The organism is Clostridium sp. AF23-6LB (assembly GCF_003461085.1).
GTDB lineage: Bacteria > Bacillota > Clostridia > Lachnospirales > Lachnospiraceae > Coprococcus > Coprococcus ammoniilyticus.
This window is the reverse complement of sequence record NZ_QTWK01000003.1, coordinates 487,124-505,622: the sequence shown is the minus strand read 5'-3', so window position 1 is coordinate 505,622 and position 18,499 is coordinate 487,124. Positions and strand designations below refer to the sequence as shown.

Annotated in this window: 15 protein-coding genes; 14 read left to right on the top strand and 1 reads right to left on the bottom strand. The window is 41.9% G+C overall.

The genetic code is table 11. The annotated features are described in order from the left end of the window. Nucleotides 1-57 precede the first annotated feature (57 nt). A complete protein-coding gene (locus DWY07_RS09365) occupies nt 58-2,076 on the top strand; it encodes an ATP-dependent helicase (protein WP_117807722.1) in 2,019 nt (672 codons plus the stop codon). Here DWY07_RS09365 and DWY07_RS09360 read toward each other — a convergent pair. Further along, complete coding sequence (locus DWY07_RS09360; RefSeq protein ID WP_021943230.1) at nt 2,073-2,387, bottom strand: DUF1292 domain-containing protein; 315 nt, start codon at nt 2,385-2,387, stop codon at nt 2,073-2,075. The two genes, DWY07_RS09365 and DWY07_RS09360, sit on opposite strands and share 4 nt — an antisense overlap. Before the next feature lie 230 nt (nt 2,388-2,617). Between DWY07_RS09360 and glgA the strand changes: the two genes are divergently transcribed. The 13 genes from glgA to pknB all read left to right on the top strand — a co-directional run bounded on the left by glgA (nt 2,618) and on the right by pknB (nt 18,493). After that, nucleotides 2,618-4,054 (top strand): glycogen synthase GlgA, encoded by a 1,437-nt coding sequence (gene glgA / locus DWY07_RS09355; RefSeq protein WP_021943231.1) that lies wholly within the window; start codon nt 2,618-2,620, stop codon nt 4,052-4,054. A gap of 148 nt (nt 4,055-4,202) precedes the next feature. Next, the gene (locus tag DWY07_RS09350) at nt 4,203-5,951 is read left to right on the top strand and encodes an NFACT RNA binding domain-containing protein (protein ID WP_117822814.1); all 1,749 of its coding nucleotides are present in this window, start codon (nt 4,203-4,205) and stop codon (nt 5,949-5,951) included. 69 nt (nt 5,952-6,020) lie between these two features. Further along, nucleotides 6,021-6,899: a YicC/YloC family endoribonuclease gene (locus DWY07_RS09345; protein WP_117822813.1), complete on the top strand. Its 879-nt coding sequence runs from the start codon at nt 6,021-6,023 to the stop codon at nt 6,897-6,899. Between the two features lie 6 nt (nt 6,900-6,905). After that, nucleotides 6,906-7,526 (top strand): guanylate kinase, encoded by a 621-nt coding sequence (gene gmk, locus DWY07_RS09340; RefSeq protein WP_021943234.1) that lies wholly within the window; start codon nt 6,906-6,908, stop codon nt 7,524-7,526. A gap of 29 nt (nt 7,527-7,555) precedes the next feature. Further along, entirely contained in the window at nt 7,556-7,798 is a 243-nt protein-coding gene (rpoZ, locus tag DWY07_RS09335; protein WP_021943235.1) for a DNA-directed RNA polymerase subunit omega, read from the top strand. A 62-nt stretch (nt 7,799-7,860) separates the two neighbouring features. Then, a complete protein-coding gene (locus tag DWY07_RS09330; RefSeq protein ID WP_117807719.1) occupies nt 7,861-9,360 on the top strand; it encodes a UDP-N-acetylmuramoyl-L-alanyl-D-glutamate--2,6-diaminopimelate ligase in 1,500 nt (499 codons plus the stop codon). After that, the gene (gene priA / locus DWY07_RS09325; RefSeq protein WP_117822811.1) at nt 9,317-11,569 is read left to right on the top strand and encodes a primosomal protein N'; all 2,253 of its coding nucleotides are present in this window, start codon (nt 9,317-9,319) and stop codon (nt 11,567-11,569) included. The genes DWY07_RS09330 and priA overlap by 44 nt, the downstream gene beginning before the upstream one ends. 14 nt (nt 11,570-11,583) lie before the next feature. Continuing rightward, the gene (def, locus tag DWY07_RS09320; protein WP_117822809.1) at nt 11,584-12,045 is read left to right on the top strand and encodes a peptide deformylase; all 462 of its coding nucleotides are present in this window, start codon (nt 11,584-11,586) and stop codon (nt 12,043-12,045) included. A 40-nt stretch (nt 12,046-12,085) separates the two neighbouring features. Next, nucleotides 12,086-13,039 carry a methionyl-tRNA formyltransferase gene (gene fmt, locus DWY07_RS09315; RefSeq protein WP_117822807.1) on the top strand — a complete coding sequence of 318 codons (954 nt, stop codon included), beginning with the start codon at nt 12,086-12,088 and terminating at the stop codon, nt 13,037-13,039. Further along, the gene (gene rsmB / locus DWY07_RS09310; protein ID WP_117822805.1) at nt 13,032-14,381 is read left to right on the top strand and encodes a 16S rRNA (cytosine(967)-C(5))-methyltransferase RsmB; all 1,350 of its coding nucleotides are present in this window, start codon (nt 13,032-13,034) and stop codon (nt 14,379-14,381) included. Before fmt ends, rsmB begins: the two co-directional genes overlap by 8 nt. 70 nt (nt 14,382-14,451) lie before the next feature. Further along, nucleotides 14,452-15,516, top strand: coding sequence for a 23S rRNA (adenine(2503)-C(2))-methyltransferase RlmN (gene rlmN, locus DWY07_RS09305; protein WP_226801112.1), 1,065 nt, complete (start codon nt 14,452-14,454; stop codon nt 15,514-15,516). Between the two features lie 14 nt (nt 15,517-15,530). After that, nucleotides 15,531-16,253: a Stp1/IreP family PP2C-type Ser/Thr phosphatase gene (locus DWY07_RS09300; RefSeq protein ID WP_117822801.1), complete on the top strand. Its 723-nt coding sequence runs from the start codon at nt 15,531-15,533 to the stop codon at nt 16,251-16,253. Nucleotides 16,254-16,267: 14 nt separating this feature from the next. Next, nucleotides 16,268-18,493 carry a Stk1 family PASTA domain-containing Ser/Thr kinase gene (pknB, locus tag DWY07_RS09295; RefSeq protein ID WP_117822799.1) on the top strand — a complete coding sequence of 742 codons (2,226 nt, stop codon included), beginning with the start codon at nt 16,268-16,270 and terminating at the stop codon, nt 18,491-18,493. Nucleotides 18,494-18,499: the final 6 nt, after the last annotated feature.

Here is an 18,499-nt window from a genome sequence, read left to right as displayed (position 1 = left end):
AGAACAGACAGATGGTTGTATCCGTCCTGTTCTCTTTTCTGTTGAAGGGAAGAACGATTGGAAGAAAAACAGCAATTCAGTAAGGAACAATTAGAAGCGATCCGGCATGAAAAAGGGCCAATGCTAGTTCTGGCGGGACCGGGAAGTGGAAAAACGACGGTGATCACGCACCGGGTGAAATATATGTTGGAGCATGGTCGGGTAAATGGAAGTCAGATCCTGGTGATCACTTTTACCAAGGCAGCAGCAGGTGAGATGAAAAGCCGGTTTGAGAAAATAATGGGATATTCGAGTGGTGTTACTTTTGGAACCTTTCATTCGGTATTCTTTATGATCTTACGTCAAGCCTATGGATATAATGGAAGCAATATCATACTGGAATCGGAGAAATATCAGATCATTCGCAGTATTATTGAAAAACATAATATGGAATACAATGGACAGGATGATTTTGCAAAAAATGTAATTGCAGAGATCGGTCTGGTAAAAAGTGAACTGACACCGATCGGACAGTATCATTCGATGAACATGAAGCCGGAAGATTTCCGGATCGCTTACAGGGAGTATGAAGAGGTACTTCGGGCGAATAATAAGATTGATTTTGATGATATGCTCGTATTTACATATGAATTGCTTCGGGATAGACCGGATATCCGGAGAATGTGGCAGCAGAGGTTCCGGTATATTCTGATTGATGAGTTTCAGGATATTAACAGGATCCAGTATCAGACTGTGAAGCTGCTGTTAGGAAAAGAACATAATATATTTGCGGTGGGAGACGACGACCAGTCTGTTTATGGATTCCGTGGCGCAGATACGAGGATCATGCTTGGCTTCCCGGATGATTTCCCGGATACCCGGATGGTCTGCTTAAGTATAAATTACAGATGCAGCAGTGCAATCGTGGAATCGGCAGGACGTATCATTAAGAACAATAAGAAGCGGTATCAGAAGGAGATCCGGTCTGCATTTGAGAAAAGTCAGTGTGAGCGTGTGCATGTGATTGAAGTCGAGGGAATGCGGCAGGAAACAGATGGTATCATACAGAAAATCCGGGAGATGAATCAGCAGGGTATCCCATATTTGGATATTGCTATTCTTTATCGTACCAATTCGGAACCATCCGGACTTGCAATGAAGCTGATGCAGAATAATATTCCATTCCGGATGAAGGATAATATGCCGGATCTGTTTTCCCATTTTGTCGTTGTGAATATCCTTGATTATATTAAGGCAGCACTTGGAAACCGAGAACGGGCATTATTTTTACGGATCATAAATCGACCGAACCGGTATATAAGCCGGGAGTGTCTGGAAACTGATCCGGTAGATCTGGAGCGGATGCAGGAATTCTATAAGGACAATCACAGGATAGTGCAGAATCTGGTAACCCTGGAAACGGATTTCAGGAGAATCGCAGAATTAAAACCATATGCAGCCGTTAATTATATCAGGAAAGCGGTTGGGTATGATGAATATCTGAAGGAATATGCTTCATATAGAGGAATCGATCCACAGGAGTATATGGATATTGCGGATGAATTTCAGGAGATGGCAAGAGGTGCCGATTCCTTTATTGAGTGGTTTAACCTGTTAAATGAATACAGGATAAAACTGAAGGAACAGGGGAAAACAGCGGAACACGCAAAGGATGCAGTTGTACTTGCGACGATGCATGGGGCAAAAGGACTGGAGTTTGATCAGGTATTTATCATGAATGCAGTAGAAGGAATGACGCCCCATAAGAAATCGGTCACAGATGCGGAACTGGAGGAAGAACGGAGAATGTTCTATGTTGCCGTTACCAGGGCACGATATGGTCTGTATATCTATGTACCGAAGGTGGTGTATGGAAAGACGGGACAGATTTCCCGGTTTGTAACAGAAATGGTGATCGACTATGATATGCTGCAGGTTGGAAATAAAATCATCCACAAACGATATGGCAAAGGTGTCATAACATTTGTGGATGATAAAAAAATCTGTGTGTATTTTGAAAAAGATCAGATTACAAAAACATTAAGTATCGAATATACGATAAAAAATAATCTGGTTACTGTGTCTGAAGATGATTAGTCATCTTCAGACATGGAATTGAATTCCATCTCATCCAGAATTTCATCAAAAGCATCAGCAACCATATCGAATTCTTCTTCATCATCAATTGGTTCCAGTGTGAATTCATCGTTTGGAAGTTCAATATAACGGTATACAAGAACCTCGTCATCATCATAACCTTCCGGTGCTTCGACAGGAAGCAAAGCAATATAAGAGGTATCCTCAACATCAAAGGTAGCAACAATCTCACATTCGAGGTTTGTTCCGTCGTCGAGTTCAAGTGACATCATTTCGATATCATCTAATTCATCATCATTCTGTTTTGCCATGTTTGGTCTCCTTATTAAAATAAAATTGACGGTCATTTCCGGGTATGCCGGATACCATTCAAAACTGTGTTGACCGATCATTTTCATCATAATGGAAAAGTGACCAAAAGTCTACAGCCAAATTTTATAATTGCAATAAAATGCAGCACCTTTATTCATTGAATTATATGTATAAATATGATAAAATTAATATTATTTTGGAGTTATTCCATGGGAGGAAATAAGAGAAGATGAAGAAAGTTGCTTATATTGCTTCAGAGTGTGTACCATTTATCAAAACGGGTGGTCTGGCGGATGTTGTAGGAACACTTCCAAAAATATTTGACAGAAATGAATATGATGTTCGGGTTATCATGCCGAACTATCTTTGTATTCCAAATAAATACAGAGAAAAAATGCAGTATCTGACCCATTTCTATATGGATATCGGATATAAGAATGATTATGTCGGGGTTATGTATCTGGAATACGAAGGAGTAAAAGTATATTTTATTGATAATGAATATTACTTCAATGGATTTACCCCATACGGAGATGTAAAGTGGGATATTGAAAAGTTCAGCTTCTTTTCAAAGGCAGCATTATGTATTCTGCCGGCAGTAGGATTCCAGCCGGATATTCTGCACTGCCATGACTGGCAGGCTGGTCTGGTTCCGGTATACTTGAAAACGTTATTTGCCGGAAATCCGTTTTTCAGTGGCATGAAGTCTGTTATGACAATCCACAATTTACAGTTCCAGGGTAAGTGGGATATCGATACGCTCAAGGCAGATTCCGGTCTTCCGGATTATGTGTTCACACCGGATAAGCTGGAAGTCAGAAAAGATGCAAGTATGTTAAAGGGTGGTCTTGTATATGCAGACAAGATCACAACAGTAAGTAACACATATGCCAGAGAGATTCAGACACCATATTACGGTGAAGGCTTGGATGGGCTTCTGAGTGCAAGATGGCAGTCACTCTGGGGAATTGTAAACGGAATTGATTACGATGTATGGAATCCTGCTACAGACTCACAGGTGTACAAGAATTACAGTGTCGACAATTTCCGTGAACTGAAGAAGATCAACAAGGTTGAACTTCAGAAGGAATGTGGACTTCCACAGGATGATAAACAGTTTGTGATCGGTATTATATCCAGACTGACAGACCAGAAGGGACTTGATCTGGTTGATCGCATTATGAATGATATCTGTTGTGATGGTGTCCAGTTCATCGTTCTTGGAACCGGTGACAGCAGATATGAAGATATGTTCCGTTATTATCAGGGCATTCATCCTGCAAAGGTTTCTGCGAATATTTATTATTCGGATGAAAGATCCCATAAGATGTATGCGGGCTGTGATGTTATGCTTGTTCCATCCAGATTTGAGCCATGTGGTCTGACCCAGTTAATGGCACTTCGTTATGGAACAGTTCCGATCGTAAGAGAGACTGGTGGTCTGAAAGATACAGTAGAACCATATAACCAGTTTGAGAATACAGGTACAGGTTTCTCATTTGCAAATTATAATGCATATGAGCTGTTAGATGCGATCAACTATGCAAAGGAAGTTTATTATAACAACAAAGACGCATGGTATGGTATTCAGGAGCGTGGCATGAGAATGGATTACTCCTGGTACAATTCAGCAAAGATCTATAACGATCTTTACAATTCATTATAAAAACAAACGGTTAAACTCATTTTTCATAAATGAAAAATCAGGCAGAAGATGTTGCGATACATTTTCTGCCTTTTTACCGCAGAACATACAGATCTGGGGCTGCGGTCGTACGAAAACAGGTGGATCTGTGCAGGAAAGGTGGTTTCATATGGCTTTTGACGGAGTTGTAATATCAAATGTTGTAAGTGATCTGAAAAAGAAATTAGTGGATGGAAGGATCTATAAGATCTACCAGCCGGAAAATGATGAACTGAATATTATTATAAAAAACAACAGGGAGAATTACCGCTTACTGTTATCTGCAGATGCAAGTCTGCCTCTGATCTATCTGCTGCAGGGGCCTAAGGAGAATCCGATGACAGCTCCGAATTTCTGTATGCTGCTTCGTAAGCATATCGGAAATGGCAGGATCGTAGATGTCTGCCAGCCGGGCTTTGAACGTATCGTGGAATTCACGATCGAGCACCTCGATGAGATGGGAGATCTGTGCAAAAAGAAGCTTATTATAGAAATCATGGGTAAGCACAGTAATATTATCTTCACGGATGCGGATGGAATGATCATTGACAGTATCAAGCATATATCCCATCTGGTAAGCTCGGTGAGAGAGGTCCTTCCAGGTAAAGCTTATGTATATCCGCCGTCCGGTGATAAGCGTTCTCCATATGATGCAGATCAGGATTATTTTGCATCTGCGGTATATACAAAGCCTGTGACTGTTACAAAGGCAATTTATACCTCAGTTACAGGTATTTCACCCCTGATCGCAAATGAGCTTTGTTATCGTGTGGGAATCGATGGCGGACAGTCAACAGCAGCGTTAACGGATATTCAGAAAGAGAAACTGTATCAGGAATTTGAGAAAATGGTTTCCGATATAAAGACAGAAAACTATGTGCCGAATATTGTATATGATGGGTATATTCCGGTTGAATTTTCATCAGTAAGACTCAGTATGTATCAGAATTATCAGGTAGAAGATAAGGATGAAATTTCAAAGGTTTTAGATGAGTATTACTTTAAGAAGAGCAAGGTAACAAGAATCCGGCAGAAATCAGCAGATCTGCGGAAAATCATCTCAACTGCGATTGAAAGAGCCAGCAAGAAATATGATCTGCAGTTAAAGCAGATGAAGGATACCGAAGGTCGGGAGAAATATAAGGTATATGGTGAGCTGATCAATACCTATGGATATGGAGTGGAGCAGGGAACAAAGAGCTTCCGTGCATTGAATTATTACACAAATGAAGAAATCGAGATTCCACTCGATCCGACAATATCGGTGCTTGAGAATGCCAAACGGTATTTTGCAAAGTACAACAAGCAGAAGCGGACATATGAGGCGTTAGAAAAGCTGACTGTTGAGACCAGACATGAATTGGAATATCTACAATCGGTTCAGACATTTATCGATATGACACTGGATGAAAATGCGTTAGCTCAGGTAAAAGAAGAGCTGATGATCAGCGGATATATCAAGGGAAGATATGGCAAAAAAGGGGATAAGCATACCAGCAAGAGCAAGCCATATCACTATATATCATCTGATGGTTTTCATATATATGTCGGCAAGAATAATCTGCAGAATGATGAACTGACATTTAAGTTCGCAAATGGCGGGGACATGTGGTTCCATGCAAAGAAGATGCCGGGCTCGCATGTGATCGTACGGATGGAGGGAGCAGAAGAACTTCCGGATCAGACCTATGAAGAGGCGGCAAGGCTTGCAGCATATTATTCGTCTGGAAGAGAGAATCCAAAGGTGGAGATCGACTATACAAAACGGATGAATCTGAAGAAGCCGGCAGGAGCCAAACCGGGATTTGTCATCTATCATACGAATTATTCAATGATAGCAGAACCGGTGATCCGTGGAATAGAAGAAGTAACGAGATAAAATATTTGATTTTTTATGGCGGTTGAAGTATAATATAGTATCCATTGTTTTAAGGAGAATGTGATTTTTATGATTAAGAGCATGACAGGTTTTGGACGAAGCGAAGTCGTTTCCGGAGCCCGTAAGATAGTTGTGGAGATTAAGGCTGTTAATCACAGGTTTTGCGAGATCAATGTAAAAACACCAAAGAAACTGAGTTTTTTTGAAACAACTATAAGAGCATATTTAAAGAAGTATATAGAACGTGGTAAGGTAGATGTCTTTATCACTTATGAAGATCTGACCGAGACAAATGTCTCAGTAAAATATAATAAAGAGTTGGCAGAGGAATATGTTGGCTATATGAATCAGATGGCAGCAGATTTTAATCTTACAAATGATATCAGTCCATCGATTATATGCAGACTTCCGGAGGTTTTTGTTCTGGAAGAGCAGACAGTAGATGAAGATGAGTTATGGAGCCTGATACAAGGTGCACTTGACGAGGCGGCTGATAAGTTTGTGAAGTCAAGAATGGTGGAAGGTGAGAACCTGAAGGTTAATCTGCTGGAGAAGCTTGACAATATGACGGCTGCAGTCGATTATATTGAAGAAGTATCACCGGAGCTTATAACAGCTTATCGTCAGAAATTGATCGACAAGATTTCAGAACTGATTGATAGCTCAGCAATCGATGAGAACCGGATTGCAACCGAGGTTGTTATATATGCGGATAAAATCTGTGTAGATGAGGAAACGGTTCGTCTGAAGAGCCACATTGACAGCACCAGAAAGATTCTGGAGGCAGGTGGAAGTGTTGGAAGAAAACTTGATTTTATTGCGCAGGAGATGAACAGAGAGGCGAATACGATCCTTTCCAAGGCAAACTCACTGGATGTATCAAACCGTGCAATCGAATTAAAGACGGACATTGAAAAAGTCAGAGAACAGATACAGAATTTGGAGTAAACAAAGATGGGAAACAGAGGTTCATTAATTGTAATTTCAGGTTTTTCCGGAGTCGGAAAAGGTACCGTTGTAAAGAGACTGGTGTCTGATTATGGATATGAATTATCGATATCAGCAACAACCAGAAGTCCACGGACCGGAGAAGAACATGGAAGAGAATACTTTTTCATGGATAAGAGCGAATTTGAGAATCTGATAGATTATGGCGGATTTATCGAGTGGACACAATATGTTGAGAATTACTATGGTACACCAAGAAAATTTGTGGAAGAAAGTCTGAATCAGGGTAAAAATATTATCCTTGAGATAGAAGTCATGGGTGCTATGAAGATCAAAGAACAGTACCCTGATGCATTGCTGATCTTTATCAGTGCACCGAGCATTGACAGCCTGCGCGACAGACTGCGGGGCAGAGGAACGGAAGCAGAGGATGTAATTCTGAAGCGTTTAAAGAAAGCAACAGAAGAGTCTGCAGACATGGATAAATATGACTACATAGTGATCAATGATGATCTGGAAGAATGTATACAGACGGTGAATTCAGTGATCGTAGGCTATGCATGCAGAACATCAAATAATCAGGCTTATATAAAAGAAATAAGAGATGACCTGAAAGGCATCTGGTAAGAAAAAATATAGAAAGGGGATATAATTTTATGTTACATCCATCATACACAGACTTAATGGCAGTTGTAAATTCAGAGGTTGAACCTGGAGAACATCCGGTAGTTCAGAGCAGATATTCTATCGTGCTTGCAACTGCTAAGCGCGCAAGAGAGATAATAGCAGGACAGGAGCCACTTGTAAATACAGCAAGCAATAAGCCTTTATCCATAGCAGTTGATGAGCTTTACAGCGGCAAAGTAAAGATTGTCGGTGACGACGAAGAAGATAACTAATAAAAAAAGAGGTTGTTGCATTTTTGCGCAACCTTTTTCTTTTCTAAAAAGGAGAGCAGCATATGAAAGCAAGCGAATTATTAAAGGGACTGCAGTATTCGGTTATCTGCGGAGATGAAGATATTGAGATAAAAGAGATTTATAATGATTCCAGAAAAGTTGGAGCACAGGGATTGTTTTTCTGTATAGTGGGAGCCAAGTTTGATGGGCATGAATATATAAAAGATGTAACAGAAAAAGGAGCTGTCTGTCTGATCGTCCAGAAGGACGTAAATCCAGTTCCGGGTGTGTTGATCGTAAAGGTTGAAAGTACCCGGTATGCGATGGGAATCGTCAGCAGCAATTTTTATGGAAATCCTTCGTCCAAGCTGACAGTGATCGGCATTACAGGAACAAAGGGCAAGACAACAACAACATATATGATCCGTGAGATGCTGATGAGTGCAGGACACAAGACCGGACTGATTGGTACAATTGAGATCATGGATGGAAAAGAAGTCATACCGGCGAACAATACGACACCGGAATCCATGATCGTGCATAAGAAGTTAAAGGACATGCTCGACAATGGCTTAGACAGTGTTGTTATGGAAGTGTCTTCACAGGGATTGATGCTTGACCGTGTGGCAGGGGTTGATTTTGATTACGGTATTTTCTCAAATCTTTCCAGAGATCATATCGGACCAAATGAACATAAGACATTTGAAGAATATGCAATGTGGAAAAGCAAATTATTCACGATGTGCAAAACGGGTATCTTCAATGCAGATGATGCACATGTAGATACGATGACAGAGCATGCAGCCTGCAAGATTGTGACTTATGGAATTCATGGCGATTATGATTACAAGGCAAACGATCATAATCTGTATAACAAAGACGGACATCTGGGTATTGGTTATCATTTGTCTGGAAAATTAAATGGTGATGTTCTGGTTAATCTTCCGGGTAATTTCAGTATTTATAATTCACTGGCAGCGATTGCAGTTGCAGATCTGATGGGCGTTTCATTTGACAAGATACAGGCAATCCTGAAAACAATTAAGGTAAAGGGAAGAGTAGAACTGATCCCAATCTCAGACAAATTCACGATCATGATCGACTATGCACATAATGCAGTCAGTCTTGAAAGCATTTTGGAAACATTGCGTGAATATAATCCTGGCAGACTGGTCAGCCTGTTTGGATGTGGAGGAGACCGTTCCAAAGAGAGAAGATTTGAGATGGGCGAGGTTTCCGGAAATATGGCAGATCTCACGATCATAACATCGGATAATCCAAGATCAGAAGATCCACAGGCAATCATCAATGATATAAAAACAGGAATCGATAAGACAACAGGAAAATATGTAGAGATCATTGACCGGAAGGAAGCAATTCGGTATGCTATCATGCATGCGGAACCGGGCGATGTGATCGTACTTGCAGGTAAAGGACATGAGGATTATCAGGAGATCAAGGGTGTGAAATATCACATGGATGAGAGAGACCTGATCCGGGAGATACTGGAGGAAGAAGATGTTACCAAGATATGCGGATATAATAATCGATATTTCGCATGAAGCCATTGACCGGCCGTTTCAATACCGGATACCGGATGAATTACAGGAAAAAATCCAGATAGGAAGCATGGTTAAAATCCCATTTGGCAGAGGCAACCACCTTCGTACAGGGTATGTGATCGGTTTTTCGGATCAGACGGAATATCAGCCGGATCGGATCAAGAAGATTGCAGAACTTTGTGATCGGTCGGTTCCGGTGGAAGGACGACTGCTTGCGCTCGCTGCATGGATCCGGGAGAACTATGGATCTACAATGATCAATGCAATCCGCATGGTAATGCCGGTAAAGAAGACGATCCGGCAGTTGACGGATCAGATGGTTGTGCTGACGGATCAGATGGATGCAGAACAGTTAGCACAGGTCAGAGAACGATATCAGAAAAAACATGCACAGGCGAAGCTGCGGCTGCTACAGGCGCTGGAAGAATTGCCGGAACGGTATCTGTCAATGGATATTGTCAGACAGAGACTGAATATCTCTTCGGTTACACTGAAAGCGATGCAGCAGGAAAAAATCATCGCAGTCATCAGCAAAGAACGATATCGGACGGCGGGGATTTATGACTATAAAGAGGGATTTCAGATCACTTTAAACAAAGAACAGCAGATTGTAGTAGATGAGATAACCCATGATATGGAACAGGGACATCAACAGACTTATCTGCTGCATGGAATTACCGGCAGCGGTAAGACAGAAGTCTATGTGAATATTGTAAAGAAAACAGTGGAGATGGGAAAACAGGCGATCGTTCTGATCCCGGAAATTGCACTGACATATCAGACCGTACGGTATTTCAGGAATTACTTTGGAGACCGGGTGACAATCCTGAATTCCAGATTGAGTGATGGAGAAAAATATGACCAGTTCATGCGGGCAAAGAACGGGGATGTAGATGTTGTGATCGGTCCACGTTCGGCATTATTTACACCATTTCAGAATCTGGGAATCATTATTATAGATGAGGAACACGAATCCAGTTATAAGAGTGATTATCCGCCAAAATATCATGCCCGTGAGACTGCAGTAAAGCGGGCAGAGCTTGAACATGCAAGTGTACTGCTTGGTTCGGCAACTCCGTCCGTTGAGAGTTATCACAGGGCACTTAACGGGACGTATCGTTTGCTTGAACTGCATGAACGAGCGGGAAGCGGACAGCTCGCAAAGACCTCGATCGTTGACCTGAGAAAGGAATTAAAAGCAGGAAACCGATCTATCATAAGCAGGGAGCTTGCAGATGATATCGCGGATCGGCTTGCCCGCAGGCAGCAGGTAATGTTATTTATCAATAAAAGAGGATATAACAGCTTCGTTTCATGCAGAAACTGTGGTGAGGCACTTAAATGTCCGCACTGTGATGTCAGCCTGACCAGGCATGAAAATAACCGGATGATCTGTCATTATTGTGGATTCCAGATGCCTCAGCCAAAAGTATGTCCGTCCTGTCATTCAGGGTTGATCGGCGGATATGGAACCGGAACTCAGAAGGTGGAGGAAGAGGTACAGAGATTGTTTCCACAGGCGAGGATCCTTCGTATGGATAAGGATACAACAACTGCGAAGAATGCGCATGAACAGATCCTGGAAAAGTTTGGAAACGGAGAAGCTGATATTCTGGTCGGAACACAGATGATCGTAAAAGGACATGATTTTGCAAATGTAACACTGGTTGGGATCATTCTTGCAGACCTTACGCTGTTTCAGAATGATTACCGGGCAGGAGAACGAACCTTTGATCTGATCACCCAGGCGGCAGGAAGAGCCGGAAGAGGGGAACAGCCGGGAAAGGTTGTGATCCAGACCTATAAGCCGGAGCATTATGCGATAAAAGCAGCAGCCGAACAGGATTATTCTTATTTTTATAAAGAAGAAGAGGCATATCGGGGACTGATGAAATATCCGCCGGAATGGAATATGATGGTGGTATTGATGGTAAGTTCAGATGAAGCTTTTCTGGATCAGATGGCGGAAGATATCTGTGATTATATCAGAAGCTGTTCGGTAGATGATCGGAACATGAAGATAATCGGACCGTCAGCTCCGGTAATTGCAAAAATCCGTGATATTTACAGAAGGGTTGTCTATATTAAGAATTATCGGTATAATGAGCTGGTGGTTTTAAAAGATCGGATAGAACAATATATATCAGAGAAAAAAGAAGTTCAGGATTTAAGTCTTCAATTTGACTTTAATCCTTTAAATATGTATTAAGGAGAGAACGTGAGATGGCAACAAGAAAGATAAGAATCGATGGCGACAGTATTTTAAGAAAGATATGTAAGCCTGTTAAGGAGATGACTCCACGGTTATCTCAGTTGATCGATGATATGTTTGATACCATGTATGAGGCAAATGGTGTCGGGCTTGCAGCGCCACAGGTAGGAATTGTAAAAAGAATCGTTGTAATTGATATCGGAGATAAGAATCCGTTGACGCTCATTAATCCGGAAATCATAGAGACTTCCGGCGAACAGACCGGAGATGAGGGCTGTCTGAGCCTTCCGGGTAAGGTTGGTCAGGTGACAAGACCTATGCATGTTGTGTGCAAAGCTCTGGATCGAGATATGAATGAGATCACAGTAACAGGGGAAGGACTTCTGGCACGGGCAATTTGCCATGAGACTGACCATCTGGATGGGATCTTATATAAAGATAAAGTAGAAGATGGCTTATACGAGACAGAATAAAAGAATTACCAGATGACTATAAGGAGGCAGATACAATCGTATGAATATTATATATATGGGAACCCCTGAATTTGCTGTAAAGCCTTTGCAGGCAATCGTAGATGCAGGACACAAGGTTCTTGCATGTTTTACGCAGCCGGATAAACCGAAGGGAAGAGGAAAAACACTTCAGCCGACACCTGTTAAGGAAAAGGCACTTTCCCTTGATATACCAGTTTATCAGCCGATAAAACTCAGGGAGGAAGAAAATGTTCAGATTATCCGGGATTATCAGCCGGATGCTATCGTTGTAGCAGCCTATGGACAGATCCTTCCGGAATCTATCTTAAATATTCCACAGTACGGATGCATCAATATCCATGCGTCACTGCTTCCAAAATACAGAGGAGCAGCTCCGATTGAGTGGACGATCATTAATGGTGAGACAGAATCCGGTGTTACTACGATGTATATGGCAAAGGGATTAGATACCGGAGATATGATCGAAAAGACGGTTGTTCCGATCAAAGATACCGATACCGGAGTTACGCTTCACGATAAACTTGCAGACGCAGGTGCAGAGCTGATCCTGTCTACACTTTCAAAGCTTGAAAACCATACAGCTATACGGACACCACAGGATGATTCGTTAAGCTGTTACGCATCCATGCTGAAGAAAGAAATGGGAGAGCTTGATTTTACAAAAGATGCAGCTTCTCTGGAACGACTGATCCGTGGGTTACAGCCATGGCCGGTTGCTTATACGAAGATGAATCAGAAGACTGTACGGATCTATGAGGCTTCCGTTTGTGAACAACCGGAGGAGGCATTGGAGGATGGAACACAGATCGTTCCGGGAATGATCGTTCGTGTGACGAAGAAAAACTTTACGGTTGCATGTGGAAATGGAGCATTAATGATAAGAAAGCTTCAGCCGGAAGGCAAGAAGCCGATGGATTGTGCAGCATTTCTTGCAGGAAATAAACTTAAGACAGGTCAGATGATATATGAGTAAAACTTCAAGAGAGATCGTTCTGGATATTCTGCTTGATATTGACCGTAATGATCGATTTGCAGGGGATGCTCTAGGTGGAGCACTCCGGGCAAATCAATTTATGAATAAAAAAGAACGTGCTTACATCAGCCGGTTGACGGAGGGTGTAACAGAGCAGAAGATCAGATTGGATTATATTCTTAATCAATTTTCAAAAACAAAAATTAAAAAATGTAAGCCGGTCATCCGCTGTATTTTACGGATGGCAGCATATGAGATCTTTTATATGGATGCAGTACCGGATGAAGCTGCCTGTAATGAATATGTGAACCTGACAGGAAAAAGAGGGTTCCGGACATTAAAAGGGTATGTAAATGGCGTGCTCCGGAGTGTATGCAGGAACAAAGCTGCAATTACTTATCCTTCCATGGAGGATGGTGTAGAATCATATCTGTCTGTGAAATATTCAGTTCCGGAGGAGCTGGTGGGATTTCTGTTAAAGGAATACAGTACAGACCAGTTAGAGCAGATCCTACAGGCAGGCGAACAGGAGCGTGGCACAACGATCCGTGTAAATACGATGCAGACGACAACTGAGAAATTTCGGAATATTCTGATCGAAAAAGGCATAAAAGTAGAAAAAGGATATTATAATCAGACGTCCCTGATTATTTCAGGATATGATTATATCCGTACGGTTCCGGGATTCCATGAAGGCTTGTTTACGGTTCAGGATGAGAGCTCCAGCCTGCAGGTGCTTGCAGCAGGGATCAGATCGGGTGATGTGATTCTTGATGTCTGTGCAGCTCCCGGCGGAAAGACCATGTATGCGGCAGAACAGACCGGAGAACAGGGACATGTATATGCGCGTGATATCTCAGAAGAAAAGGTTGATAAGATCGATGAGAATTTGGAACGGTTAGAGCTTCATAACGTATCAACAAAGGTATGGGATGCAGCGATTCCGGATCCGGATATGATTGAGAAAGCAGATGTTGTTCTTGCAGATCTTCCCTGTTCCGGACTTGGTGTTATGGCGAGAAAAAATGATATTAAATATCATGTAACAGAGGATATGGTAAGAGAACTTGCAGCAATACAAAAGACGATTCTGGATGTCTGTGCCGCCTATGTAAAACCGGGAGGAACACTGATCTATTCCACCTGTACGATCGACCGGATCGAGAATGAAGAAAACGTGACAGCATTTTTAAAGGCACATGAAGAGTACGAACTGGAAAGCCTTTCTGACTATATGCCGGAATGTTTAAAAAAACGTGCAGAAAAAGGGTATATCACTTTGCTGCAGGGAGTGGATCACTGCGATGGATTTTTTATTTCAAGATTGCGCAGACGGAAATAGCAGATAAGAAAATTGATACCGGAGAGCAGAGCACTTTTCCGGTTATTCTATGGTTCAGGAAGAGAAAGATATGTTTACAGAGATAGAAGATATAAAAAAACTGGATATCCGCTCCATGATGTTTGATGAACTGGCAGTCTGGGTACAGGCAGTCGGACAGCCGGCATTCCGTGCAAAACAGATATTTGAATGGGTGCATGAAAAAGGAATTGCAGATGCGGAAGAAATGACAAATGTTCCAAAGAAACTGATCGAGGAGATAAAAAAGCAGGGCATGCATGGTGTAGAAGAGGTGACCAGACTGGTATCAAAACAGGATGGAACCAATAAATTTCTGTTCCGTTTACAGGATGGAAATGTATTGGAAAGTGTGCTTATGCGGTATAAGCATGGCAACTCCGTCTGTATCTCTTCTCAGGTCGGATGCCGTATGGGATGCCGGTTCTGCGCCTCTACAATAGGCGGTCTGATTCGGAATCTGGAAGCATCAGAGATGCTTGATCAGATCTATGCAATCGAACGGATCACAGGAGAACGCGTGTCAAATATTGTTGTAATGGGAACCGGAGAGCCTCTGGATAATTATGATAATCTGATCCGTTTCATCCGGATCATCAATGACGAGCGGGGCAAAAATATCAGCCAGAGAAATATTACGGTTTCAAGCTGCGGACTGGTTCCACAAATAAAAAAACTGGCAGATGAGGAACTTTCTATTACATTTGCTTTGTCTCTTCATAGTCCGACGGATGAAGACAGAAGAAAACTGTTGCCGATTGCAAATAAGTATTCGATCGCAGAACTGATGGAAGTATGCAGGTATTATTTTGAAAAAACAGGCAGAAGGGTAACCTTTGAATATTCATTGGTGAAGGATGAAAATGATACACCGGAGCATGCATATAAGCTGGCGGAGCTTCTAAAAAATATGCATGGACATGTGAATCTGATTCCGGTAAATCCGATCAAAGAGCGTGAGTATTGTCGTTCACTCGGTGATTCTGTTGAAAAATTCAAATATATACTTGAAAAGAAAGATATAAATGTTACAATAAGAAGAAGTATGGGCAGAGATATTGATGCTGCCTGTGGACAGCTTCGAAGAAAATATGAAGAGGCAAAAGAGACTTTTTAGACGGGAGGCATCAGATGAGATCGGATGGTAGAACAGACATCGGTAAGAAACGAGCCCAGAATCAGGACAGCATTTTCTTTTGTGATGAGCCAATTGGGCCACTGCCAAATCTGTACATAGTAGCAGACGGTATGGGTGGTCATAAAGCTGGTGATGTTGCATCAAGGACTGCGATTGAATGTGTAACAGAATATATAAAAGAAAGCACGTTGAACAATTCGGTATCCGTTCTAAAAAGAGCGATTGTTTATGCAAATGATAAGATATACAGAATGGCAAGGGAGAACGAAGATCTGAAAGGGATGGGAACGACCCTTGTGGCGGCTGTATGTGAGGAAGATGCCCTGTATGTTGCAAACATCGGGGACAGCCGGCTGTATTTTATAGATAATGATATCAGACAGGTAACTCTGGATCATTCCCTTGTGGAGGAATTGATACGATCCGGACAGTTAGACAGAAATAAAGGCAGAAATCACCCCGAAAAAAATATAATAACCAGAGCACTGGGAATATCAGATAAGGTCATGATCGATTTCTTTGAGTTAGATATGAAGGAAAATGACAGGATTTTGTTATGTTCAGATGGCTTGACCAATATGATCGAGGATGATGAGATAAAAGAAATCGTGATGGAAGACAGCGGGGATATTACAGCAGCGGTTGAAAAATTGATTGACAGAGCGAACTATTACGGAGGAAAAGATAATATCTCCGTTGTGGTTGCTGTAAAATAGTGAGAGGTGTAAACATGTTAAATCCAGGAATGATACTCAGTAATCGTTATGAGATAATAGAATTGATCGGTACGGGCGGAATGTCTGAGGTTTATAAGGCAAAATGCCATGTGCTGAACCGATATGTAGCAATAAAAGTTTTAAAGCCGGAATTCAGTTCCGATGTGAATTTTGTAACAAAATTCAGGATCGAGGCGCAGTCAGCAGCCGGATTATCCCATCCGAATATCGTAAATGTATATGATGTCGGGGAGGACAATGGCATTTACTATATCGTAATGGAACTGGTAGAAGGAATTACCTTAAAGGAATATATTCAGGAAAAGGGAAGACTGAAATCAGATGAGGCAATTAATATTGCGATCCAGATCGCACAGGGACTGGAAGTAGCCCATCAGAATCATACGATCCACAGAGATATAAAGCCACAGAATATTATTGTGTCAAAAAATGGCGGAATCAAAGTTACAGATTTTGGTATTGCAAGAGCAGCTTCTTCCAATACTATGACAGCAAATGCCATGGGAAGTGTTCATTATATTTCCCCGGAGCAGGCAAGAGGCGGCTTCAGTGATGAAAGAAGTGATATTTATTCGCTTGGTATCACTATGTATGAAATGGTAACCGGACATGTGCCATTTGAGGGAGAGAATAATGTTGCGGTTGCATTGATGCATATACAGGGTGAGATGATCTCCCCTAGAGAATATTATCCGGACATACCGACGAGTCTGGAAAAGATTATTTTGAAATGCACACAGAAGAAGGCAGAGCGCAGATATCTGACAGCAAGTGCTTTGATCGCAGATCTGAAGCGCGTGCAGGCAAATCCGGATATTGACTGTGTTGTTGTGCCTCCAATCGTGCCAAGTTCGCCAACGGTTGAAATGACCTCGGATGAAATGAAAGCAATCAAAGAAGGAAGGCAGATGAATGAGCCTGTGTTGGATGAGGAAGATTTGGAACCGGAAGAGCATCCGGAAGACACACCGATCATACCACCTTCCAAATTTGATAATCTGTTTGATGATGACGACGATGAGGAGGAGGACGAGGAAGAACTCAGACAGCCGGAAGATGATGACGATGCAGAACTGGATGAGCTGGATCCAAAACTGAAAAAGATCATTATGATATCAAGTATTGCAGTTGTAGTTATCATTGCAATCCTTGTTGCATTATTGATTTCGAAGATTGCCGGTTTCAAGCTATTCTCCGGAAAGAAGGATACGACAGATACACCGACGACTACGGAAGCAACAGAAAGTACTGACGATACAGATGAGAACAGTGATGCCAGTACAGATGATGTTACTACAAGTGAACAGGCAACGATTCCAATGGTCAATGTAGTAGGTCTGTATAAAACAGCAGCAGAAGAAGAACTGAAAAAAGCAGGATTCACAAATTATACATTTGAAACAAAGAAGGACAATGACGTTCAGGAGGGCTATGTAATCAGTCAGAGCGTAGACGAAGGAACGGCGGTCTCAGCAGATGAGGAGATTGTTGTAACGGTTTCAGAAGGCAAGGAAGATAAAGAAGTTCCGGATGTCAGAGGATATTCCGATGACCAGGCAACAACCTTGCTTACAGAAGCAGGCTTTACGGTTACCCATGGTTATGAATATGACGATACAGTAGAGAAAAATTATGTAATCAATCAGTCGCCGGAAGCAAAGACAATGCAGCCGGAGGGTTCTACTGTTAAGATCATTGTCAGCAATGGTAAAGAGGTACAGGATGTACCGGTGCCAAATCTGGTAGGTAAGACAGAGAAGGAAGCAGAATCTCTGCTGAGTGATGCAGGATTGGTTGGAAATCCAAGCCATGCATACAGTAATGATGTAAAAGCAGGAAAGGTGATCAGCCAGGAAATTGATGCAGACAGTAAGGTAGAAGAAGGTTCAACGATCAAGTATGTGATCAGTGACGGACCGGAAACAGTTTCCTATACAGTTAAATTTACAGGTGCTATCACAAATGCAGGATATGATTTTGAGGCAGCAGGTAATGTATCAGTGACCGTATCTTATACGATCGGAGATGCAACTTATAAGATATATTCCGGAGCAGCCGGAGAGGAGTCCTTCCCACTGGATATCGGCGGAGCAGATTCCATCAGCGGTTTATCAGAGGATTCCGGTACATTTACGGTTATGATCACAGATTCAGAAGGACAGGATGTAACATCAAGCTTTAACACCAGTGGCTTGTCAGCATCCTTTACAAAGGAATAGGTGCAG